At 68.8% G+C, this 21138-nt stretch carries 20 protein-coding genes; 6 read left to right on the forward strand and 14 right to left on the reverse strand.

All coding sequences use genetic code 11. The features are described from left to right. Positions 1 to 11 precede the first annotated feature (11 nt). Both DIE06_RS25340 and asnB read left to right on the forward strand, forming a co-directional pair. Positions 12 to 1043: an EscU/YscU/HrcU family type III secretion system export apparatus switch protein gene (locus DIE06_RS25340; protein ID WP_124663725.1), complete on the forward strand. Its 1032-nt coding sequence runs from the start codon at positions 12 to 14 to the stop codon at positions 1041 to 1043. A gap of 256 nt (positions 1044 to 1299) precedes the next feature. Further along, the gene (asnB, locus tag DIE06_RS25345) at positions 1300 to 3267 is read left to right on the forward strand and encodes an asparagine synthase (glutamine-hydrolyzing) (RefSeq protein ID WP_124663726.1); all 1968 of its coding nucleotides are present in this window, start codon (positions 1300 to 1302) and stop codon (positions 3265 to 3267) included. A 70-nt stretch (positions 3268 to 3337) separates the two neighbouring features. On the opposite strand, the gene DIE06_RS25350 is transcribed toward asnB, so the two are convergent. The 6 genes from DIE06_RS25350 to DIE06_RS25375 form a co-directional block, all read right to left on the reverse strand. Next, positions 3338 to 4138 carry a lytic transglycosylase domain-containing protein gene (locus DIE06_RS25350; RefSeq protein ID WP_124663727.1) on the reverse strand — a complete coding sequence of 267 codons (801 nt, stop codon included), beginning with the start codon at positions 4136 to 4138 and terminating at the stop codon, positions 3338 to 3340. Continuing rightward, on the reverse strand, positions 4135 to 4809 hold the full coding sequence (gene sctR / locus DIE06_RS25355) for a type III secretion system export apparatus subunit SctR (protein ID WP_124663728.1): 675 nt from the start codon (positions 4807 to 4809) through the stop codon (positions 4135 to 4137). Before sctR ends, DIE06_RS25350 begins: the two co-directional genes overlap by 4 nt. Positions 4810 to 4812: 3 nt before the next feature. Continuing rightward, entirely contained in the window at positions 4813 to 5985 is a 1173-nt protein-coding gene (gene sctQ, locus DIE06_RS25360; protein ID WP_124663729.1) for a type III secretion system cytoplasmic ring protein SctQ, read from the reverse strand. 358 nt (positions 5986 to 6343) lie between these two features. Further along, positions 6344 to 6742 carry a winged helix-turn-helix domain-containing protein gene (locus DIE06_RS25365; RefSeq protein WP_124663730.1) on the reverse strand — a complete coding sequence of 133 codons (399 nt, stop codon included), beginning with the start codon at positions 6740 to 6742 and terminating at the stop codon, positions 6344 to 6346. Between the two features lie 471 nt (positions 6743 to 7213). Next, positions 7214 to 9424, reverse strand: a complete 2211-nt coding sequence (locus DIE06_RS25370) for a xanthine dehydrogenase family protein molybdopterin-binding subunit (protein ID WP_124663731.1) — start codon at positions 9422 to 9424, stop codon at positions 7214 to 7216. A gap of 2 nt (positions 9425 to 9426) precedes the next feature. Then, entirely contained in the window at positions 9427 to 9888 is a 462-nt protein-coding gene (locus tag DIE06_RS25375; protein ID WP_124663732.1) for a (2Fe-2S)-binding protein, read from the reverse strand. A 181-nt stretch (positions 9889 to 10069) separates the two neighbouring features. Between DIE06_RS25375 and DIE06_RS25380 the strand changes: the two genes are divergently transcribed. Both DIE06_RS25380 and DIE06_RS25385 read left to right on the forward strand, forming a co-directional pair. After that, on the forward strand, positions 10070 to 10996 hold the full coding sequence (locus DIE06_RS25380; RefSeq protein ID WP_124663733.1) for an AraC family transcriptional regulator: 927 nt from the start codon (positions 10070 to 10072) through the stop codon (positions 10994 to 10996). 547 nt (positions 10997 to 11543) lie between these two features. Then, the gene (locus DIE06_RS25385) at positions 11544 to 12965 is read left to right on the forward strand and encodes a sigma 54-interacting transcriptional regulator (RefSeq protein WP_409364514.1); all 1422 of its coding nucleotides are present in this window, start codon (positions 11544 to 11546) and stop codon (positions 12963 to 12965) included. 73 nt (positions 12966 to 13038) lie between these two features. Here the strand turns inward: DIE06_RS25385 and DIE06_RS25390 are convergent, their stop codons facing one another. After that, positions 13039 to 13530: a hypothetical protein gene (locus DIE06_RS25390; RefSeq protein ID WP_124663734.1), complete on the reverse strand. Its 492-nt coding sequence runs from the start codon at positions 13528 to 13530 to the stop codon at positions 13039 to 13041. A 376-nt stretch (positions 13531 to 13906) separates the two neighbouring features. On the opposite strand from DIE06_RS25390, the gene DIE06_RS25400 reads away from it, so the two are divergent. Then, the gene (locus DIE06_RS25400; RefSeq protein ID WP_124663735.1) at positions 13907 to 14584 is read left to right on the forward strand and encodes a response regulator transcription factor; all 678 of its coding nucleotides are present in this window, start codon (positions 13907 to 13909) and stop codon (positions 14582 to 14584) included. A 153-nt stretch (positions 14585 to 14737) separates the two neighbouring features. Here the strand turns inward: DIE06_RS25400 and DIE06_RS25405 are convergent, their stop codons facing one another. After that, entirely contained in the window at positions 14738 to 16291 is a 1554-nt protein-coding gene (locus tag DIE06_RS25405; RefSeq protein WP_124663736.1) for a methyl-accepting chemotaxis protein, read from the reverse strand. A 318-nt stretch (positions 16292 to 16609) separates the two neighbouring features. Between DIE06_RS25405 and panE the strand changes: the two genes are divergently transcribed. Beyond that, complete coding sequence (panE, locus tag DIE06_RS25410; RefSeq protein ID WP_124663737.1) at positions 16610 to 17548, forward strand: 2-dehydropantoate 2-reductase; 939 nt, start codon at positions 16610 to 16612, stop codon at positions 17546 to 17548. Between the two features lie 114 nt (positions 17549 to 17662). On the opposite strand, the gene DIE06_RS38450 is transcribed toward panE, so the two are convergent. The 6 genes from DIE06_RS38450 to DIE06_RS25435 all read right to left on the reverse strand — a co-directional run bounded on the left by DIE06_RS38450 (position 17663) and on the right by DIE06_RS25435 (position 21136). Continuing rightward, positions 17663 to 17806 carry a hypothetical protein gene (locus tag DIE06_RS38450; RefSeq protein WP_162840573.1) on the reverse strand — a complete coding sequence of 48 codons (144 nt, stop codon included), beginning with the start codon at positions 17804 to 17806 and terminating at the stop codon, positions 17663 to 17665. A 200-nt stretch (positions 17807 to 18006) separates the two neighbouring features. After that, on the reverse strand, positions 18007 to 18591 hold the full coding sequence (locus DIE06_RS25415) for an NTP transferase domain-containing protein (protein ID WP_124663738.1): 585 nt from the start codon (positions 18589 to 18591) through the stop codon (positions 18007 to 18009). A gap of 357 nt (positions 18592 to 18948) precedes the next feature. Continuing rightward, a complete protein-coding gene (locus DIE06_RS25420) occupies positions 18949 to 19344 on the reverse strand; it encodes a type II toxin-antitoxin system VapC family toxin (RefSeq protein WP_124663785.1) in 396 nt (131 codons plus the stop codon). Beyond that, positions 19341 to 19580 carry a type II toxin-antitoxin system Phd/YefM family antitoxin gene (locus DIE06_RS25425; protein ID WP_124663739.1) on the reverse strand — a complete coding sequence of 80 codons (240 nt, stop codon included), beginning with the start codon at positions 19578 to 19580 and terminating at the stop codon, positions 19341 to 19343. Before DIE06_RS25425 ends, DIE06_RS25420 begins: the two co-directional genes overlap by 4 nt. A 120-nt stretch (positions 19581 to 19700) precedes the next feature. Next, positions 19701 to 20384, reverse strand: a complete 684-nt coding sequence (locus tag DIE06_RS25430) for a Fe2+-dependent dioxygenase (protein WP_124663740.1) — start codon at positions 20382 to 20384, stop codon at positions 19701 to 19703. Beyond that, complete coding sequence (locus DIE06_RS25435) at positions 20381 to 21136, reverse strand: tetratricopeptide repeat protein (RefSeq protein ID WP_124663741.1); 756 nt, start codon at positions 21134 to 21136, stop codon at positions 20381 to 20383. Before DIE06_RS25435 ends, DIE06_RS25430 begins: the two co-directional genes overlap by 4 nt. Between the last annotated feature and the right edge of the window lie 2 nt (positions 21137 to 21138).

The following is a 21138-nucleotide window of genomic DNA, read 5'->3' on the forward strand; positions in this document are numbered from 1 at the left end:
CCGGAGCGCCCATGGCCGAAAAGAACCAGCAGCCGACCGCGAAGCGCCTGCGCGAGGCGCGGCAGAAGGGCGACGTGCCGAAGAGCGCGGAGACGATCTCGTCGGCGTTCTTCGTCGGCGTGTGCGTCGCGCTCGCGGTGGGGCTCGGCACGCTGTTCGCGCGGCTGCAGGCGCTGTTCCGGCTCGTGTTCGACGCGGCCGGCGCGGCCGATCCGTCCGCGCGGCTCGCGGTGCTGATCGACGGCGCCGCGCGCGACTGGGCCATGCTGTCCGCGCAGATCGTCGCGGCCGGGCTGCTGGCCGGCCTGCTCGCGGGCTTCGTGCAGGTCGGCGGCGTGATGGCGTGGAGCCGGCTCGTGCCGCAGCTGTCGCGGCTCAATCCGGCCGAGGGGCTGAAGAACATGGGGTCGATGCGCAACCTCGTGAACCTCGCGAAGATGCTGCTGAAGACCGTGCTGCTGGTCGCGACGCTCGGCTGGCTGATCGTCGAGTCGCTCGACCCGGCGGTGCAGTCCGGCTTCACGCGGCCGATGTCGATTCTCGCGCTGATCGTGAAGCTGCTGATGCTGCTGTTCGGCTGGGCCGCGCTGATCTATATCGTGATGGCGCTGATCGACATCGTGCACCAGCGACGCGAGTTCAGCCAGAAGATGAAGATGTCGATCGAGGAAGTGCGGCGCGAGCACAAGGAAGACGAGGGCGACCCGCATGTCGAGGCGAAGCGCCGGCAGCTCGCGCGCGAAGCGCAGTTCTCGTCGCTGCCCGACCGGATCGGCTTCGCGTCGGTGGTCGTCTATTCGTCGAGCGTCGCGGTCGCGCTCTATTACGGCGGACCCGGCACGCTGCCTTGGGTGCTCGCGCGCGGCGAGGGCGAGGCGGCCGAACGGATCGTGCGGCTCGCGCGCGACGCGCTGCGTCCGACACTCGCGAACGCCGGCCTCGCGCAGGCGCTGTACGAGAGCACGCCTGAAAAGGGGACGATCCAGCAGCAGCATTTCCGCGAGGTCGCGCAGTTGCTGAAGTGGGCGACCGGCGCGGCCTGACGCGCACGATCCGTCGGGGCCGGAACACAGGCATGCGCGCGGCCCGGCGATACATCGCGATGCGGACCTGTTTCCGGCTCACCGCGCCGATCGCACGCCGCGCTTGACGCCGTTTTTTTTCCGGAGCTGGCCGAGATTCACCCATGAATTATTGCTGATTTATTTCTTCGTAATATGGCTCGACCGTCAGCCGGACGGCGGGCTGCGAGGTTGCGCCGCCGCTGACGGAACAGGTCAACAGGGGCAGACAAATCAAATGTGCGGAATCGACGGCTTTCTGAATAGCGTCGCCTTCGATGAGGAGACAGCGCGCGGCACGCTCGCGCGAATGACCGCGAGCCTCGCGCATCGCGGGCCGGACGGGCAGGGCCTCTGGGTCGACCCGGAAGCCGGTATTGCGCTCGGCCACCGGCGACTTGCGATCGTCGATCTGTCGGTCCACGGCCGGCAGCCGATGGCATCCGCGTGCGGCCGCTACGTCATGGTCTTCAACGGCGAAATCTACAACCATCGCGAGTTGCGCGCGGCGCTTCAGCGCGCGGGCCGCGCACCGGCGTGGCGCGGGCACTCCGACAGCGAGGTGCTGATCGCGGCGATCGCCGCGTGGGGCGTCGACGCGACGCTGCGCCGCGCGACCGGCATGTTCGCGTTCGCGCTGTGGAATCGCGAATCGCGGGTGCTGACGCTCGCGCGCGACCGGATCGGCGAGAAGCCGCTCTACTACGGCCGGATCGGCGGCGCACTGGTGTTTGCGTCGGAGCTGAAGGCGCTGCGCGGCTATCCGGGCTTCGACGGCACGATCGATCGCGACGCGCTGTGCCTGTACCTGCGCCAGTCGAGCGTGCCCGCGCCGCACACGATCTATCGCGGCATCAGCAAGCTGCCGCCGGGCACCTTCATTCAGTTCGAGCATGCGCGCGACACGCCGCCCGTGCGCGCGTACTGGACGCTCGAGCAGGCGATCGAAGCCGGCCGCGAGCAACCGTTCGAAGGCAGCGCCGACGAGGCCGTCGGGCAGCTCGACGCGATCCTGCGCCAGGCCGTCGCGCGGCAGATGGAGGCCGACGTGCCGCTCGGCGCGTTCCTGTCGGGCGGCATCGATTCGTCGGCGATCGTCGCGCTGATGCAGGCGCAGTCGGCGAAGCCGGTCGACACGTTCACGATCGGCTTCCACGAAGCCGGCTACGACGAGGCCGGCTATGCGAAGGCGGTCGCGCGCCACCTCGGCACGCGGCATACCGAGCTCTACGTGACGGCGGACCATGCACTCGGCGTCGTGCCGAAACTGCCGACGATCTATGACGAGCCGTTCTCCGATGCGTCGCAGATTCCGACCTTCCTCGTGTCGGAGCTGACGCGCCGGCACGTGAAAGTGAGCCTGTCCGGCGACGGCGGCGACGAGCTGTTCGGCGGCTATACGCGCTACTTCCTGACGCCGCGCCTGTGGCGCAAGCTGCATCGCGTGCCGGCGGCGGTGCGCGCGCGGATCGCCGCCGCGCTGCATGCGCTGCGCCCCGATCATGCGGACCAGCTGGCGGCGGTCGCGCAGGGCGCATGGGGCGGCGTGGAGGCGCGCGATTCGGCGACGCGCATCGGCGACCGGCTGCACAAGCTCGGCCACGTGATGACGGCCGAGAGCCGCATCGGGCTGTACCGGCTGTTGATGTCGTCGGTGCATCATCCGGAGCGCCTCGCGCTCGCCGGACAGGAGCCGCCGACGCCGCTCGACACGGTGTCCGCGTGGCCCGCGCACCTGAGCTTCGCCGAGCAGGCGATGGCGATCGACACGCTCACGTACCTGCCGACCGATATTCTCGCGAAGGTCGATCGCGCGGCGATGGCGGTGAGTCTCGAAACGCGCATGCCGTTCCTCGATCATCACGTCGTCGAATTCGCGTGGCGCGTGCCTGCGTCGGTGCGCTTGCCGGAAGGGCAGTCGAAGGCGCTGCTGCGCCGGCTGCTGGACCAGTACGTGCCGTCGGCGCTGATCGACCGGCCGAAGCAGGGCTTCTGCGCGCCCGTCGATCACTGGCTGCGCGGCGCGCTGCGCGACTGGGCCGACGCGCTGCTGCAGCCGTCGCGGCTGCGCGACGAGGGCTTCTTCGACGCGCAGGCGGTCGAGCGTTTGTGGCGGCAGCATCAATCGGGCCGGATGAACTGGCAGCACCAGCTGTGGACGGTGCTGATGTTCCAGGCGTGGCTGGAACATCAGCGCGCCGCATGACGCGGGATGACGCGGCGCGACGCGTCATGCCATGCCTGTCGTGCCCGTCATCCCGGCCGCGTGCGGCCGCTCACTGATCGAGACACCGCACGCACAGCCGCTTCGCCTGGCTCGCCGGCAATCCCCGGCACATCATCACGACCGGGCGCGCATGGCACGACGGCGCGTCGGCGGATGCCGCGGGCGACGCGAGCCTGCGCGCGCGTTCGGGCGGCGTGGTCGCGGCCGCGTCCATGCGCCGTTGTCGCGCGGGTGGCAGCGTATCGCTGACCACCGGAATCGGCTCGACGCCGCCTTCGCGTGCGTTGCGCTGCGCGCTCGCGACGACGCGGCTCACATAGCCGCTCGAAAAGCCGGTCGTGAAGTTGCCGCTGTAGTAGCACGACAGCGCCGCGCGCAACGCGGCCTGCGCAGGACGGCCGGTGTTCGACGAGCGCGCGAAGCATTCGGTCAGGATCGCGCCGCCCGCCCGCAGGTTGCGGCACGGTTCGAACATCGTCGTGTCGTCGAGGCCGTATTTCGTGAAATTTCGTTCGTTGACCTGAGCGAGACCGACGCTGTAGCTGAGGCCGCGCGCGGCCAGCTCGCTCGCGGTGGCGCGCGCTTCGTCGAGCGACGCGGGCTGGCGTGCCAGGTGGCCGCCCACCACGCCGATCGCATACGGATTGAAACCGGATTCGGTGCGTACCAGCGCGGCGAGCGTGTCGGGATCGACGTTCGGCGCGCAGGCGCGCGCGAGCTGCGCGAAGCCTGCGGCGCTGCCTGCCGCGTGCGCGCCGCGCGGCTGCATGCCCGCGCATGCGAGTGCCAGTGCCAGTGCGATCGTCGCGCACAGGCCCGCGACGGCGCCGCGCAGGCCGCGCGCGTTCATCCCGCCCCCGACACGCGATACGACAGCACGAGCCCGTGCACGAGCAGCGACCAGCCGTCGAGCGCGACGAACAGCAGCAGCTTGAACGGCACGGAGATCGTCGTCGGCGAGATCATCTGCATCCCGAGCGCGAGCAGGATGTTCGCGATCAGCAGGTCGACGACGATGAACACGATATAGATCACGAAGCCGATCTGGAACGCCTTGGTCAGTTCCGCGAGCGTGAAGCTCGGCACCAGCACGAGCAGGTCGTCGTCCTTGATGCCGTCCGCGCGGTTCTTCGGCCAGACCGACGTCGCGGTGCGCACGAAGAATTCGCGGTCGCGCTGCCGCGTATGGGACACCAGGAAATCCTTGACCGGCGGCAGCGCGGCATCGGCGAGCGCGCCGATATCGGCGGTCGACAGTTGCCCGGACGCGTCGAAGTGGCGTGCCTGCAGCGCGTCGCGGATCGACATCCCGACCGGCGCCATGATGAACAGCGACAGGATCAGCGCGATGCCGTTCAGCACGAGGTTCGGCGGCACCTGCTGGATCCCGAGCGCGGAGCGCAGCAGGCCGAGCACGACCACGAGCTTCGTATAGCTCGTCACCATCAGCGCCGCGAACGGCGCGATGCCGAGCGCGGCGATCACCGCGATCAGCGCGACCGGATTCGGCAGGCTGCCCATCGTTCAGCGCTCGCGCGGCGCGGGCTGCGTCAGCGTGACGACGCGCACGCCGAGCTTCTGGCCGACCGCGATCAGGTGGCCGGTGCCGATCAGCATCCCGTTCGCGACGAGATGGATCACGCTCTGGTTGATACCTTGCTGCAGTTCGATCACCGCGCCGGGTTGCAGCGTGCCGAGTTCGCCGAGCGGGATCGACGTCGGCGGCAATTCGAAACGCAGGTCGACCGCGAGGCCGTCGAGGGAGCGCGGTGCATCGTCCGGCGACGCGTCGTGCGCGGTCGCGGGCGGGGTATCGGTGCGGGTCGGTTCCAAAGGCATCTCCCTGATTCGTTCGACGGTCAGCCGGTTGCCCGACGGCCGTCCGGTGATTTCCCACGCCGGCGCGGCCGGCACCCGCGCGACGCACAGCAGGTTCTGCTCGTGCGCGCGCCAGCGCTCGATCGCGATGATGTCGCCGCCGACGACGTCGGCCAGCTCGGCCATCGTCAACTCGGTCCGGCCGATCTCGAATACCAGCGGTACCGGCAGGCTCGCATACGCGCCAAGCGTGTCGAGCCGCGCGGCCGCCGGCGCCGCGAAGAACACGGCGAGCGCGTCCGGCGCATCGAACAGCAGCGCGCCGTGGCAACGCCATGCAGCGTCGGCGCGACGCAGCTCGAAGCGCAGCGCGGCCGGCGCGGTGCGCCACGCGGGCACGCTCGCCGGCGGCGGCAGCAGTTCCACGCGCTGCCGCGTCGCGGCCTGCAGCACGGCCGCGAGCGGCGCGGCGAGGTCGGCGAGCAGCGCCGCGCGGATCACGGCCGGCACGGCCGGGTCGGCCGCGTCGCCGAGCCATGCGGTTTCCGCGATCGGATCGACCCACAGCGTGCCGGCGGCCGGGCCGATGACGAAGCGGTATGCATGCGCGTCGGCGGCCGGTTCGGCATCGACGCGCCAGCGCACCTCGTACGCGTGTTCGCCGAGCGTGACCGGGACCGCGGCCGTCGCGCCGTATGCATGCGACAGTCCGCGCGCGGCTGCCGCGGACAGGCGCGGCAACCAGGGCGACGCGTCGAGCGCGATCGCGGCCGGCGGGGGCGGGATGGCGGGCGCCGCGGCGGCCGGGGTGGCGGCGGCGGGCAGGGCCCGGTTCGCGGCGTCGCCGGCGTCGGCATTCGTCAGGGACAGCGCAGGCACGGCGGGATCAGGGCGGATTCGGCGTTGGTACGACGGGTTGTGGTGGCCGGCGGCGCAGGAGGCGCGCGGCTGCTGCGTCGATTGTAGGGACGGCGCCGGCCGCGTGCCGCGCCGGAATCCGTAGTCGTGCGCGTCCGCCGGCCGCGCGGGCGGCGGCGAGCTACGAAGCCTGTCGCGCGGCGGCGTGGCCGCGTGCGGCGTCGCACGCACAAAAGCGGCCGCCGCCCGGAGGCGGCGGTCGTGGTGCGGCGGGGCAGGTGTGCCGGGCCGCGGGCGCTGCGCGTCGGACGCGCCGCGCGTGGGGGGGAACCTTGCCGGCGCGCCGCGCAGTGGCGGCGCGCGGGTGAGCCGTCGCGCGTTACGCGTAGTCGGCGGCCAGCGCCTGCTGTGGTGCGGCGCGCAGGAGCGGCGCCGCGTCGTGGCGCTCGACGTGCGTCATGGCCGCGCCGAACAGCACCAGCCGATAGCCGACCGCATAGATCGGGATGATCCGCAGGTTCTTGTCGTGATCGAGCTGCAGCTTCGAACGGATGCGCGAGATATGGGTGTCGAGCGTGCGCGACGACACGCCGAGCTCGCGGCCCCAGACCGCTTCCTGGATCGCTTGCCGCGGCACGATCTTGTTCATGTTGTCGAGCAGGAATTCGACGACATCGAATTCACGCGGCGTGACGTCGACCACTTTGTTGTCGATTTCGATCGTGCGGCGCACGAAGTTGATTTTTATGTTGTCGATGTACAGGTATTTGCAATCCATGTTGGCCCTCGCATGTCCGTAAAGGAGTGTTTGCAGGTCATGTATCGCAACTTCCGGGCCAGGGATGGGTTGTCAGGAATCGACGGGCGATGGGAGTGGGGCGGGCGGCGCGCCCGCGTTGAATCTAAAAGAATTTTTAACGCGGGACGTGCGGCGGGTTCGGAAGGGTCGGAGCAATAGTGAAGGATTGTTACGTAGCATCCGGCGGGAACGTTACGGACGTTACGGGCGGCGTAACGTAGGGTGATGCGCGCATTCCTCCCGGCGGGTCGGTGTCGGGTGGACTGCGAACCCTACATCGAACCCTGCTCGAATGAGTGGATTTCCATGCAAAATCAAAAGGTTGGCAGAGATTTTTGCCGACTTCGAACCCTGCATCGGAACCCGTTTCGCCGGCATGTCGACACTGCGCAGGCAACAAAAAACTGGCCGCGCGACGTTCCCGCCACGCGGCCGGCGTTTCGTGGCCCGTCAAGCCTTCGCCGTGTCGCCCGAATCGAACGGCAGCACGTAGTGCCGCTTGCCGGTCGCCGCGAAGATCGCGTTGGCGACCGCCGGCCCGATTGGCGCGACGCCCGGCTCGCCGACGCCGGTCGGTGCCTCCGCCGACGGCACGACATGCACCTCGACCTTCGGCATCTCCGCCATCCGCAGCACGTGATAGCCGTCGAAGTTGCGCTGCTCGACCTGGCCGTCCTTCAGCGTGATCGCGCTGTGCAGCGCCGCGCCGAGCCCGAAGCCGATGCCGCCTTCCATCTGCGCGGCGACGATGTCGGGGTTGATCGCGATCCCGCAGTCGACCGCGCACACCACGCGCTCGACCTTCACCTTGCCGTCGGCGTCGACCGACACCTCGGCCACCTGCGCGACATAGCTCTTGAACGCCTCGGCCACCGCGATCCCGCGCCCGCGGCCTTTCGGCAGCGGCTTCGCGGGATCCCAGCCGGCCTTCTGCGCGGCCAGCTCGAGCACCGCGCGCATCCGCGGCTCCTTCGCGAGCAGGTCGCGGCGGAACAGGTACGGATCCTTGCCCGCCGCGTGCGCGGCCTCGTCGATGAACGCCTCGACCGCATACGCGGTGTGCGAGCTGCCGACCACGCGCCACCACAGCACCGGCAGGCCGACCTTCGTGGTGGTGAGTTCGACCGACACGTTCGGCACCGCATACGGCAGGTTCGCCGCGCCCTCCACCGACGTCGCGTCGATCCCGTCCTTCACCATGAACGCCTCGAACGGCGTGCCCGCCAGGATCGACTGGCCGACGATCCGGTGGCGCCAGCCGACCAGCCGGCCGTCCGCGGTCAGCCCCGCGTCGAGCTTGTGGAAATACATCGGGCGATAGAAGCCGCCCTGGATGTCGTCCTCGCGCGTCCACTGCAGCTTGACCGGCTTGCCGTCCGCGCCGAGCGCCTTCGCGATCGACACGGCCTCGACCACGTAGTCCGACCACGCGTTCGCGCGCCGGCCGAAGCTGCCGCCCGCGTACAGCGTGTGGATCCGCACCTGCTCGGGCTTCAGGCCCGCGACCCTGGCCGCGTTAGCCTGGTCGACCGTCTGGAACTGGTCGCCGGCCCAGATCTCGCAGCCGTTCGCCGTCAGCTTGACGACCGCGTCGAGGGGTTCCATCGGCGCGTGCGCGAGATACGGGAATTCGTAGGTCGCGCTGATCTTGCGCGCGGCACCCGCAATCGCCGCGTCGGCATCGCCGTCCTTGCGGGCCGACGCGCCGGGCTTCGCGGCGAGCTGCCGGTACTCGCGCATGATCTCGTCCGAGCCGCGCTTTTCGGCGTTCGTTTCATCCCATTCGACCTTCAGCGCGTCGCGGCCCTGTTTCGCGGCCCAGAAGCCGTTCGCGACGACCGCGACGCCGCCCGGCACCTGCACGACCGACACGACGCCCGGCACGGCCTTCGCGGCCGTCGCGTCGAACGACCTGACCGTCGCGCCGAAGCGCGGCGGCCGCTGCAGCAGCGCGACGCGCATGCCGGGGAAGGTGGTGTCGAGCGTGAAATGCGCGGTGCCGTTCGACTTGGCCGATGCGTCGACGCGCGGAATGCGATGGCCGATCAGCTTGAAGTCGGCTGGCTGCTTCAGCGTGACCTTGTCGGGCACCGGCAGTTTCGACGCGTCGGCAACCAGCGTGCCGTAGGCGGCGGTCTTGCCGCTTTTCGGATGCGTGACGACGCCGTTGGCGGTGGTCAGCTCGCCCGCCGGCACCTTCCAGCGCGCCGCCGCGGCCGATACGAGCATCGCGCGGGCCTTGCCGCCCGCTTCGCGCAATTGCTGCCACGAGTTCGACATGGCCGAGCTGCCGCCCGTGCCCTGCATCGTGCCGAACGCGAGGTTCGCATAGCGCTTCGCATCGGCCGGTGCGCTTTCGACGCGCACGCTCGACCAGTCGGCGTCGAGCTCCTCGGCGACGATCGTCGCGATGCCTGTATAGGCACCCTGGCCCATTTCGACGTGCTTTGCGATGACCGTGACCGCGCCGTCGGGCGTGATGCGCAGGAACGCGTTCGGCGCGAAGTCGGCGGCGGGCGCCGTCGCGGCGAGCGCGCGGCGGCCGAGGCCGGCCCATTCGAAGCCGATCGTCAGGCTGACGGCGGCCGCGGCGCCCGCGGCCTTCAGGAACGTGCGGCGCGACGGTCGCACCGAACCGGGGTTGTCGAGTTCGATCGTCATGGTCAGGCTCCCAGCGTCGCGGCCGCGTCGTGGATCGCGGCCCGGATGCGGGCGTAGGTCGCACAGCGGCACAGGTTGCCGTTCATCGCGGCGTCGATGTCCGCGTCGGTCGGCTTCGGGTTCTGTTCGAGCAGCGCGGTGGCCGACATGATCTGGCCGGACTGGCAATAGCCGCACTGCGGCACCTGCAGCTTCACCCAGGCGGCCTGCACGGCCTGCGCGGGCTTGCTCTGCAGGCCTTCGATCGTCGTGATGTGCTTGCCCGCGATGCCGGCGAGCGGCAGCACGCACGAGCGCACGGCCTGGCCTTCGAGATGGACGGTGCACGCGCCGCACTGCGCCATGCCGCAGCCGAACTTCGTGCCGGTCAGCCCCGCATGCTCGCGGATCGCCCAGAGGACGGGCATCGACGGATCGGCGTCGAGCGTGACACTCTTGCCGTTCAGGACAAACGTGGTGGGCATTTTCTTGTCTCCATGGGGAAAACCCGGCATGCGCCGGATCAGGTGGCAGTGTGCGCGAACGGCCGATCTTTACGTCTACCCAATCCTGCAAATTTATTGAACAATCCTGCAAATCCCCGGCGCGGCGGCGAGCGATTCGCTATGCTCGCGCGACTCAGGGAAATGAAGCGAGGAATCCGTCATGGACATGACCGATATCGCGGCGTCGCGCGAATCCGGGCGGCGCGAACTGGCGTCGCTGATCGGCCGTTTCGCGCCGACGGACGGCTCCCACTCGACGGCCGTGCCGGCGCTGATGCTGCACCGGCATGCGCATCCGGTCGATCTCGGCTGCGGCGTGTCGCGCGCGGCGCTCGTGATCGCCGCGCAGGGCGCGAAGCGCGTGATCGTGGCCGGCCAGGCCTATGAATATGACGCGCAGCATTGCCTGATTACGTCGATCGACTTGCCGATCCTCTCGCGCGTCACGCAGGCGTCGCCCGACGCGCCTTACCTGTGCCTGTCGCTCACCCTCGACCTGCAGCGCATCGTCGAACTCGCGGCCGAGATGCGGCTGCCCGAGCACGAGGCGGGTCCGGAAGGCGAGGGCATCGCGCTCGCCGAGTTGACGCCGCCGCTGCTCGATGCCGCGCTGCGACTGTTGCGGCTGCTCGATACGCCGGCCGACATTCCGGTGGTCGCGCCGCTGATCGAAAAGGAACTGCTGTACCGGCTGATGACGAGCGGGCAGGGCACGCGGCTGCGGCACATGGCCGTCGCGAGCAGCCAGACGCACCGGATCGCACGGGCGATCGAATGGATCCGCGATCACTATGCGGAGCCGATGCGTGTCGACACGCTCGCGCAGGCGGTCAACATGAGCGTGTCGTCGCTGCACCATCACTTCAAGCACGTGACCACGCTGAGCCCGCTGCAATACCAGAAGCAGCTGCGGCTGCACGAGGCGCGACGGTTGCTGTTGCGGCAGGGCGGCGACGTCGGCTCGGTGGCCGCGACCGTCGGCTACGAAAGCGCGTCGCAGTTCAGCCGCGAATACAGCCGGCTGTTCGGCGCGCCGCCGTTGCGCGATGTCGTGCATCTGCGCAAGAAGGAGTTGCTCGGCACATAGCTGCGGGATGGGTCATGTCGCCGCGAGGCGCGTCCGCCGCATCCGGATTTTCTCTTCTTGGCCACGCGCCCGACCCGTCGATCGAAGTGTGATTCTGTCGACGGTTTCACGGTTGAATCAATTGCGCTTCGATTCCGCCGGCGCGGGCCGGTCCCCCCGGCATTGCTTCGTGGCATCCAACCGTCGGACGGCGCAGCCGGGCGTCGCGATACATTCGTGAAACGAAACATGCCGGCCCTCGGGCACTGACGGAGCATCGTCGCGGCGGGCGGCGCGTCGCCGTCGGTGGAATAACGCGTGGCATGCCGCTTGCATCAATGGACGCATCGGCGAGCGGTCGACGCGACGCAACGAAGATACGGGTTGGCCAACTCGTCAAACGCCAGTCGGGGGTCTCGGATCGGCCCGGCTATTCGTCCGTACAACACCGCATGCATGCGTGCCGATGATGGCGGCCGTCGTCGAACCGCAGATTCGTACGCATCGCATCGTGTTCGGCAGACAAGGAAACTTTCCTGCACGGACCACTCTACGCGACGAGGCGATCGTGAACCATTGCTGCTCCATCAGTCTGTCAGATCCGCACGACGGCGAACGCGCCACCTACCCGTCGCCGTTCGTCGCGGCCCGGCGTCACGATGTCGGGCTGTCGCGCCCGCTCGTCTACCTGTCGCAGCATCCTGACGCCGGTCTCGTCGACTGTCTGGCGGCGCGCGGCTGGGATGTGCGGCGCGCGAAATCCGTTGCGGACGCACTCAATCTCGTGAAGGCGAACCGCCTCCATGCGGGCATCGTCGATTTCGCCGACTTCGTGTCGCCCGACGTCGCGTCGTTCGAGGCGCTGCTGCGCGATGCGCGGATCGGCTGGGTCGCGCTCGCCGGCGGCGAGCGGCTGCGCGACGCCACCATCGCGCACCTGATCCGCCAGTGCTGCTTCGACTACGTGTGCAATGCGACGGCCTACACGACGATCGGTTATCTCGTCGGCCATGCATACGGGATGCTGAAACTGGCGGAAAGCGATCCGGCCGTCGATGCCGCGCCGCCCGGCGGCACGATGATCGGCGCGTGCGACGCGATGCGCCGCCTGTTCGCGACGATCCGCAAGGTCGCGAACACCGAGGCCGCCGTGTTCATCGCCGGCGAGTCCGGCACCGGCAAGGAGTTGACCGCGGCGGCGATCCACCAGCATTCGTCGCGCGCCGGGGCGCCGTTCGTCGTCGTGAATTGCGCGGCGATTCCGCCGACGCTGCTGCAGGCCGAACTGTTCGGTCATGAGCGCGGCGCGTTCACCGGCGCGCATCAGCGCAAGATCGGCCGCATCGAGTCCGCACACGGCGGCACGCTGTTTCTCGACGAAATCGGCGACATGCCGTTCGAGAGCCAGGCGAGCCTGCTGCGCTTCCTCCAGGAGGGCAAGATCGAGCGGCTCGGCGGGTGCGCGTCGATTCCGGTGGACGTGCGGATCGTGTCCGCGACGCACGTCGATCTCGAGTCCGCGATGCGGGCGGGGCGGTTCCGCCCGGACCTGTACTACCGGCTGTGCGTGCTGCGTATCGACGAGCCGCCGCTGCGCGCGCGCGGTCGCGACATCATGCTGCTTGCCGATCATGTGTTGCGGCGCTATCGCGGCGACAGTTCGCAGCGGATTCGCGGCTTCATGCCGTGCGCGATCGAGGCGATCCACAACTATGCGTGGCCCGGCAACGTGCGCGAGCTGATCAACCGGATCCGTTTCGCGGTCGTCATGACGACCGGCCCGCTGATCTCGGCCGCCGACCTCGAACTGGACCAGTACACGTCGCGCCGGCCGCCGACGCTCGCGGAATCGCGCCGGCAGGCCGAGCGGCGCACGATCGAGGAAACGCTGTTGCGGCATCGGCGCCAGCATGGCGACGCCGCGGCGGAACTCGGGATTTCGCGCGCGACGCTGTACCGCCTGATGACCTCGCATGGACTGCACGACTGACGCCGGTCGCACCCGCGCGCGCGGCCTGCGGCCCGCGTTGCGCGGCCGCGGCCGCGGCGGGCGGCGGGCCGCGTCAGGCCGGCCGTTCGAAGCCTGATTCGACCCAGCGTGCGGCGCTGGCCTTGTTGAGCTTGAACCCGGCGGACACCTTCGCGTCGGCCAGCAGGTCGCCGTACGGGTCGAACGCCTTCAGCTGCGCATATGGCTCGAACTCGTCCGGCACGATGTCGAGCGTGACCGACACATCCTGCCCGTCGCTGTCCTGCACCGTCACTTCCTTGTGCAGCATCGCGCGGCGCTGCTGCTCGTGACGCATCAGCACCTCGGTCGCGGTCTTCACCAGTGTGCGGAATGCGTTCGCGTCCATCGGCTTCGGGTTCTTCTTGTCGCGACCCATCGTCCACGGGCCGACGAGCGCCGGCTCGGCTTCGCCGTCCTTGATCATCTCGACGGCCCAGCCGTCGTCGTCTTCGTTCTTGATGATGCGGGCCGTCCAGCCGTTGTCGTGCCAGAGGCCGTCTTCGTGGATGGTGGTGTCGTCGGATTGCAGATCGGATTCGGTCATGGAGGAAGCGGTGAGTACGGGCCGCCGGCGAACGGGCGGGGCGCGCGGCCGGGAACGGCGCGCTGCCCCTGGCCGGTCGCCCGGAATGGCATGCAAGGGCCGCAATTTTACCCCGCGGGCCGTCCGTGCGGCCCGCACCACCCGCAACGTCGGCCGTCCGGCCGACTCCGGCTGCCGCCGAACGGTCGAATCGGCGCAAATATCAAACTCGTATTACGTTCCCGCAGGCCAATCTATACGCCGTCCGATATCCCGGTCGCGCGCCGCTTCCTAGAATAACGGTCGGGATAAAAATATCCCGAACGTCGATTCAACGCCGATCCGGCCGCGCACGCATTCCGTGTCGCGCGGCCCGGCGAACCTTCTGGAACTGCGCATGGGGAAATTCAGTATTCGCACTGTTTTCGCGTACGACTGGCCGCTGACGCTCGCCGGCATGGAACACATTGCCGGCGACGCGTGCGCGATCGATCTCGTCGGCGTCTCCCGGACCCCGGGCGAACTGGTCGAGGCGCTCGGCAGCCTCGACTGCGACATCGTGCTGGTCGACTACGCGATCCGCGGCGACGTGCAGATGGACGGCCTCGCGCTGTTCGACTGGCTGCGCCGCACGCGCCCGAACGTCGGGATCGTCGCGCTGGTCGGGAACGAGAATCCGTTGATCTTCCGTTCGATTCTCGCGCAAGGCGGCGCCAGCCTCGTCAGCAAGTTCGACGAAGTCGGCCACATCGTCACCGCGATCCATTCGAGTTACAGCGGCGGGCATTATCTGTCGCCGCTCGTCCGGCGCGCGCTCGATGCGCTCGCCGAACACGACCAGCCGCCGGTGAAACTGTCGACGCGCGAGATCGAGGTGATCCGTCTCTATCTGGCCGGCGTGCCGATCAAGACGATCGCGCAGCGGTTGAACAAGGGCAAGCAGACGGTCAGCGCGCAGAAGATCAGCGCGATGAAGAAACTCGGCGTGACCAACGACATCGAGCTGGTCCAGCGGGCAGCCGGGCTGGGGTTCGGTGGTGCCAAGACCGTGGGCCGGCCGGGCGGCGCGGGGTAGGCGCGGAAGGCGCGGAAGGCGCGGAAGGCGCGGAAGGCGCGCGAGGCGGGCAGGGGCCGGCACCCCGTGTTGTGCCGGCCCGTCAGGCGGAATCAGTCGGAATCAGTCGGATTCCGGGGGGATTTCGACGGGAATCCGACGGATGAGGCGACGTCAGGCCGGCAACGCGAACCGCGTGACCGCGTCGCGCAGCGCTTCGGCCTGGTCGCGCAGCGAATGCGCGGCGGCCGCGGCTTCCTCGACGAGTGCCGCGTTCTGCTGCGTGACCTGGTCCATCTCGCCCACCGCACGGTTGACCTGCTCGATCCCCGCGCTCTGCTCGCGCGACGCATGGCTGATCTCGTCGAGGATCTCGTTCACGCGCCGCACCGACTGCACGATCTCGGCCATCGTCTCGCCCGCGCGCGTGACGAGCGTCGCGCCGTGCTCGACGGTATCGTTCGACGACACGATCAGCGACTTGATTTCCTTCGCGGCCGTCGCCGAGCGTTGCGCGAGCGAGCGCACCTCGGCCGCGACCACCGCGAAGCCGCGGCCCTGTTCGCCCGCGCGCGCCGCTTCGACGGCCGCGTTCAGCGCGAGGATGTTGGTCTGGAACGCGATCCCGTCGATCACGCCGATGATGTCGCCGATCTTGTGCGAGCGGTCGGTGATCTCGTTCATCGTGCGCACGACATCGTCGACCACCTCACTGCCGCGCGTCGCGACCTGCGCGGCCTGGCCGGCGAGCGTCGCGGCCTGGGCGGCGCTGTCCGCGTTCTGCTTCACGTTCGCGGTCATCTGGTCCATGCTCGACGCGGTCTGCACGAGCGCGGCCGCCTGTTCCTCGGTGCGCTGCGACAGGTCGGTGTTGCCCGACGCGATCTCGCTCGCGCCGACGTTGATGTTCTCCGTGCCCATCCGCACGCGCGACACCATGTCGATCAACCCGCTCTGCATCGTATGCAGTGCATGCAGCAGGCTGCCGCGGTCGTCCTGCTTCACGTTCACGCGCGCGGTCAGGTCGCCCTGCGCGATGCGCTGCGCAGCATCGAGCGCTACTTCGAGTTCGCCGCCGAGGTTCGCGCGCACGCTTTTCAGCACGAGCACCATCACGGCGGACGCGATCGCGCCGAGCACGGCCGTCATCGCGAGCCAGCGGCCGATGCTCGCGAGCACCGCCGAACGCACGTCGTTCATGTACATGCCCGTCACCAGATACCAGTCCCACGGCGTGAAGCGCTGCACCGCGCTGGTCTTGTCCTGCGGCTTGTCGGCGCCCGGCTTCGGCCACAGATACTCGACGAAGCCCTTGCCGCCTTCCTCGTTGCCGGCCTTCACGATCTCGACGAACAGGTGCTTGCCGTTCGGGTCCGTGAAATTCGACACGTCCTTGCCGTTGAGCTCGGTCTTGATCGGATGCATCACGATCGCCGGCTTCGAATCGTTGATCGAGATGTAGCCGTCGGTGCCGTAGCGCATCGCGGCGATCGCCTCGAGCGCCTTCTGTTTTGCGTCGGCTTCCGGCAATGCGTTCTGTTGCGACAGCTTGTAGTAGTGGTCGGCGACGTTCGTCGCCTGCGCGACCAGCGATGCAAGCTGATCGCGGCGGTCGGTGATCATCGACGCGCGCGTCTGCCACGCGCCGATGCCGGCGATCACGAGCAGGCCGAGCCACAGAATGACGATCATCGAGGCGAGTTTCTGGTTCAGGGAAAGGGTGCGCATGGGTAGTGAGGTCGGTCGGTCGAACAGGCGCGCCGGAACGGCGTGACGGGATAACTCCTTGACGGCTCGCAACGGACGTTGCCGTAGACGGGAAATCCCTTAGAAGCGGCAGCAGCCCGATACCATCGGGGGTGGTACGGGCATCTATGCATATACATATTCGGCGTCGCTATACTGTCGGGCGATGGCGATGGCGATGGCGATGGCGATGGCGATGGCGATGGCGATGGCGATGGCGATGGCGATGGCGATGGCGCGTCGTGTCCGGACGGTCGGGCGCGGGGCGGCGGCGTCGAACGAACCTGAAAGGAGGCAACGATGCGAATTCTGGTGGTGGGGGCCGGCGCGGTCGGCGGATACTTCGGCGGCCGGCTCGCGGCGGCGGGGCGCGACGTGACGTTCCTGGTACGCGACGGTCGCGCGGCCGCGCTCGCGCGCGACGGGCTCCTGATCCGCAGCCCGCGCGGCGACCTGACGCTCGCGAACGTGCAGACGCTGCGCGCGAGCGATACGGCCGCGCCGTTCGACCTCGTGCTGCTGAGCTGCAAGGCCTACAGCCTCGACGATGCGATCGCGTCGTTCGCGCCGTTCGTCGGGCCATCGACGCTGATCCTGCCGATGCTCAACGGGATGCGCCATCTCGACGTGCTGCGCGACCGGTTCGGTGCCGCGCAGGTGCTGGGCGGCCTGTGCGTGATCGCGGCGACGCTCGATCGCGAGCAGCGGATCGTGCACCTGAACGACACACACGGGCTGTCGTTCGGCGAACTCGCCGGCGGCGAATCGGCGCGCGTGCGCGCGGTGGCCGACGTGCTTGGCGGCGCGGGCTTCGATGCGACGCTCAGCGACGACATCGCCGCGCGGATGTGGGACAAGTGGGTGTTCCTCGCGACGCTCGCGGCGAGCACGTCGCTGTTTCGCGGTTCGATCGGCGACATTCTTGCCGCGCCGGACGGCCGACACCTGCTCGAGACGATGCTCGACGAGTGCAGCGCGATCGCCGCGCACAACGGTTACCGGCCCGAGCCCGCCGCGGTCGAGCGGATGCGGCGGATGGTGCTGACGCCGTCGCCGCTGACCGCGTCGATGCTGCGCGACGTCGAGAACCGCGCACGGGTCGAAGCTGATCACGTGATCGGCGACCTGCTCGCGCGCCGCGACCCGCAGGCGGCGGATGCGCTGTCGCTGTTGCGGATCGCGTACAACCACCTGAAGACGTACGAGGTGCGTGTGGCGCGGGAAGGCGCGGCGGCGTAGTGGCAGGCGCGTCCGGCGCGGGGTTCCGCAATCCGTCCGGAGAACGCGCCGACAAATGCGCCAACAACCGCGCCAACAACCGCGCCAACAAATGCAACGCGTGCCGATGCGCGGTTAAATGGGGTCCTTGCTCGGCGGCCCGTCCGGTTGCTGCGGGTTGTCGTGAGGATGCCCCGGCGGCGGTGGTGACAGCGGATCGTCTTCCGGATCGCGGTTCGGGTCGGCCGGGGGCTCGGGCATCGGGGTCGTGTGGTCCATGGGGAACTCGCGCAATGCGTGACGGCGGTGGCGCGGCGGGCGCGCCTCGTCTCCTTTATAGGCAATCGGGCGGGTATTTGCAGCGCGATTCTCGCTGCGGCATGCGGATTGCCGGCGGCATGCGAGCCTCTGCAGGTATCGCGCCGGATCGCGCGACGACAGGCATCCGCGATGCGCGATGCGGCCGGCGCGCTCCGATGTCAGCGTAGATCGGCGGGCGTATCGACGTCGCGCAGGATGCCGGGATCGTCGACGTCGAGCAGGTTCACCGGCGCGCTGGCGAACAGCGCGCGGGCGCCGGCATCGCCGTCGAGCGCGGCGAGCGCATCGAAGTGGTGCGCGGCGAAACCGACCGGATGGCCGCGCATGCCGCGATGCACGGGGGCGACGATCGATGCGTCGTCGGCATCGAGGGCGCGTGTGACCGCTTCGTAGGTTGACGCCGCGATCCATGGCATGTCGCCGAGCGCGACCAGCCAGCCGGTCGCTTCCGGCGCGGTGCGGACACCGGCTGCCAGGCTGGCACCCATGCCGCGCGTCGCGTCGGGCGCGTAGACGACCTGGCAGCCGGCTTCGTTCAGCAGAATCGCGAGTTTTTCCGCGCCGGGGCGCACGACGGCGATCACGTCGGCCGTGGCCGCCGCGAGATGACGGGCGGCCGCGACTGCGACCGGCGTGCCGTCGGGAAGCAGCGCGAGCAGCTTGCTGTGCAGGCCGCTTGGGTCGAAGCGTTGACCGAGACCGCCGGCGAGCAGGACGCCGGTGGCGAGTGACGCATAGGACATCGGCGCGGGGGAGGGAGGCAGGTGGCCCGATTGTGCGGGAGCGGGCGGGGATCGGCAAGTGCGGATGTTACCGACGCATGCGCGTTACCGTCGGAAAGAATGTCGGCGAGCGGGTTCGCCGAGCATGGTTTTCTCGACAGGGTCGGAGATGGCGTGCGATTCACTCTGCATCCCGGGTCAATCTCGGCCGCCGCGTGGCCAATGCCACGATTCCGGCGGGTAATTCGTGAAGCTGATGCCGGTGAGTGCGCTAGAGCGGGCGTGGCGCGCCGAAGGTGATTTGATTAGATGAATCGGCTGGATACGATCGCCCGGCGGAAGCGTTGCTCGGCTTCGCCTGCCCGGCAGGTATGCGGCTTACCAGAGCGTCCTGACATGCGCGTAAGCGCGAATCTTTTCATCGCGGGTGACGAGCGGCGCGCCGAGCCGCCGTGCGGTCGCAACGATCATGCGGTCGGCCGGATCCTTGTGGAACGTGCCGGGCAGCGCGGTGGACTTCGCGGCGATGTCGGCGTCGACCGGCACGAAGCGCATGCCGTCGATTTGCGCGACCGTGGCGAGCCATGCATCGACGTCCATCGTCAGCGCGAGGCGCTCGTTGCGCACCAGCATCGCGATTTCCCATGCCGAGATCGCGGAAGCCGCGAGCCTCCCTTCGCCGCGCGCGCGATCGATCGCGCTGCGAGCCTTCTTGCTGAGCGACGGATCGCCCGCCACCCACCATACCAATGCATGCGTATCCAGCACGATCACCGTGACGCCTCCCAATCATCTTCCGCAATCGGATCGAGAGGATTGTCGTAGCGCATGACCGAGCCGCGCAATCTGTCCAACGGCTGAGCCTCGCGTGCGCGATACGGCCGGATCTCGAGCGTCGGCTTGCCGTGATCCGTGACGATGAGGCTTTCACCCGAAGCCTCGACGAGCCGGAAGTATTCGAGTGCGCGAGCCTTGAATTCGGATTTCGATACGGGAGCGTGCGGCATCATGATGTGAGCATGGTCATTTGACGATGGTCATTTTAGACGCGCGCGGCGATCCGATGCAAGCGACGGCGGGCCGCCCTCGGCCGATGTTGTTCCGCACGGGTGAAGCGTTATCGCTTCACCCTACGCATCTGCCCACTTCCTCAACAGGTTGTGATAAATCCCCGTCAGGGAAATGACCATCGGATCCTTCGCGCCTTTTTCCGCGGACAACGCCTGAATCTGCGAATCGAGCTGAAACAGCAGCGTGCGGTCGCCGTCGTCGCGCACCATGCTCTGGATCCAGAAGAACGACGCCACGCGTTCACCCCGCGTCACCGGCGTCACGTGATGCAGGCTCGACGCCGGATACAGCACGAGATCGCCTGCCGGCAGCTTCGCGCGATGCGTGCCGTACGTATCTTCCACGCACAGCTCGCCGCCGTCGTACGCATCCGGTTCCTCGAGAAACAACGTCGCCGACAGGTCGCTGCGCACGCGAAAATCCGTGCCGCGCAGCAGCCGGATCGCGTTGTCGACATGCGTGCCGAACGTCTCGCCGCCTTCGTAGCGATTGAACAGCGGCGGGAACACCTTCAACGGCAGCGCCGCCGAAAAGAACAGCGCATGCCGCGCCAGCGCATCCTGGATCGCATCGCCGACCACACGCGCGACCGGTGAGCCTTCCGGCAACTGCCGGTTGCGTTTCGCGAGCGCCGACTGCGCGCCGGACGTCGCGTTGCCGTCGACCCAGTCGGCGGCATCGAGCATCTCGCGGCATTGCGCGACCTGCGCCTGGGTCAGCACGCCGGGGATATGCAGCATCATGATTCGAATTCCACGCCGTGAGACGGCAACCGCATCGCCGCCGCGCGCAACGCGGCGAGCGGTGACGACGCGAGATACGCGCGCATCTTCGCGACGAACGCGGGGGTAGCGGTGGCCGGCACGCGCGCGAGCCAGGCGAGTGCATCGTCGATGCACCCGCGCTCCGCGAGCAGCCGCGCATAGTTGAACTGGCCGCGAAAATCGCCGGCCTCGGCCGCGCGGCGATAGTGGTCGAACGCGGCGTCGGCATCGACGTCCACGACCCAGCCGTCCTCGTAGAAGCCGCCGATCAGGTTGATCGATTTCGCATGGCCGAGCGCGGCGGCGCGGCGAAACCAGTCGAGCGCGGCGGCGCGATCCTCGTCGATGCCGTTGCCGAGCGCGAGCGCCGTCGCGTAGTTGTACATGCCCCAGTCGAGCCCTGCCTGCGCGGCGAGCCGGTACCAGTACACGGCCACCGGCGCGCATGCGGCCGTCCCCCAGCCGAACTCGTAGCAGCGGCCGAGCATGTTCATCGCCATCGGGTGACCGGCCCGGGCCGCATGCCGGAACCAGCCGAATGCGGCGGCCGGATCGCGCGCGACGCCGTGCCCGTCGAGCAGGTACTGGCCGTAGACGGCCTGCGCGTCGACGATCCCGTTATCGGCGGCCGCCGCGACCCACGCGGCGGCGCGCTCGGGCGGCCCGGCCAGGATGTCGGCGAACCCGCGCGGCGACACCGACGCGAGCGCCTTCAGCGAGACGGTCTCCATCG

The organism is Burkholderia sp. Bp8998 (genome assembly GCF_003854235.1).
Classification (GTDB): Bacteria; Pseudomonadota; Gammaproteobacteria; order Burkholderiales; family Burkholderiaceae; genus Burkholderia.

What these genes read in the sequence shown, in the direction of transcription:
- asnB (WP_124663726.1), top strand. Translation starts at nt 1,300, where the DNA reads ATGTGCGGAATCGACGGCTTTCTGAATAGCGTCGCCTTCGATGAGGAG.
- DIE06_RS25435 (WP_124663741.1), bottom strand. Translation starts at nt 21,136, where the DNA reads ATGGAGACCGTCTCGCTGAAGGCGCTCGCGTCGGTGTCGCCGCGCGGG.
- panE (WP_124663737.1), top strand. Translation starts at nt 16,610, where the DNA reads ATGCGAATTCTGGTGGTGGGGGCCGGCGCGGTCGGCGGATACTTCGGC.
- DIE06_RS25425 (WP_124663739.1), bottom strand. Translation starts at nt 19,580, where the DNA reads ATGATGCCGCACGCTCCCGTATCGAAATCCGAATTCAAGGCTCGCGCA.
- DIE06_RS25405 (WP_124663736.1), bottom strand. Translation starts at nt 16,291, where the DNA reads ATGCGCACCCTTTCCCTGAACCAGAAACTCGCCTCGATGATCGTCATT.
- DIE06_RS25370 (WP_124663731.1), bottom strand. Translation starts at nt 9,424, where the DNA reads ATGACGATCGAACTCGACAACCCCGGTTCGGTGCGACCGTCGCGCCGC.
- DIE06_RS25430 (WP_124663740.1), bottom strand. Translation starts at nt 20,384, where the DNA reads ATGATGCTGCATATCCCCGGCGTGCTGACCCAGGCGCAGGTCGCGCAA.
- DIE06_RS25400 (WP_124663735.1), top strand. Translation starts at nt 13,907, where the DNA reads ATGGGGAAATTCAGTATTCGCACTGTTTTCGCGTACGACTGGCCGCTG.
- DIE06_RS25380 (WP_124663733.1), top strand. Translation starts at nt 10,070, where the DNA reads ATGGACATGACCGATATCGCGGCGTCGCGCGAATCCGGGCGGCGCGAA.
- DIE06_RS25375 (WP_124663732.1), bottom strand. Translation starts at nt 9,888, where the DNA reads ATGCCCACCACGTTTGTCCTGAACGGCAAGAGTGTCACGCTCGACGCC.
- DIE06_RS25390 (WP_124663734.1), bottom strand. Translation starts at nt 13,530, where the DNA reads ATGACCGAATCCGATCTGCAATCCGACGACACCACCATCCACGAAGAC.
- DIE06_RS25340 (WP_124663725.1), top strand. Translation starts at nt 12, where the DNA reads ATGGCCGAAAAGAACCAGCAGCCGACCGCGAAGCGCCTGCGCGAGGCG.
- DIE06_RS38450 (WP_162840573.1), bottom strand. Translation starts at nt 17,806, where the DNA reads ATGGACCACACGACCCCGATGCCCGAGCCCCCGGCCGACCCGAACCGC.
- DIE06_RS25415 (WP_124663738.1), bottom strand. Translation starts at nt 18,591, where the DNA reads ATGTCCTATGCGTCACTCGCCACCGGCGTCCTGCTCGCCGGCGGTCTC.
- sctR (WP_124663728.1), bottom strand. Translation starts at nt 4,809, where the DNA reads ATGGGCAGCCTGCCGAATCCGGTCGCGCTGATCGCGGTGATCGCCGCG.
- DIE06_RS25350 (WP_124663727.1), bottom strand. Translation starts at nt 4,138, where the DNA reads ATGAACGCGCGCGGCCTGCGCGGCGCCGTCGCGGGCCTGTGCGCGACG.
- DIE06_RS25365 (WP_124663730.1), bottom strand. Translation starts at nt 6,742, where the DNA reads ATGGATTGCAAATACCTGTACATCGACAACATAAAAATCAACTTCGTG.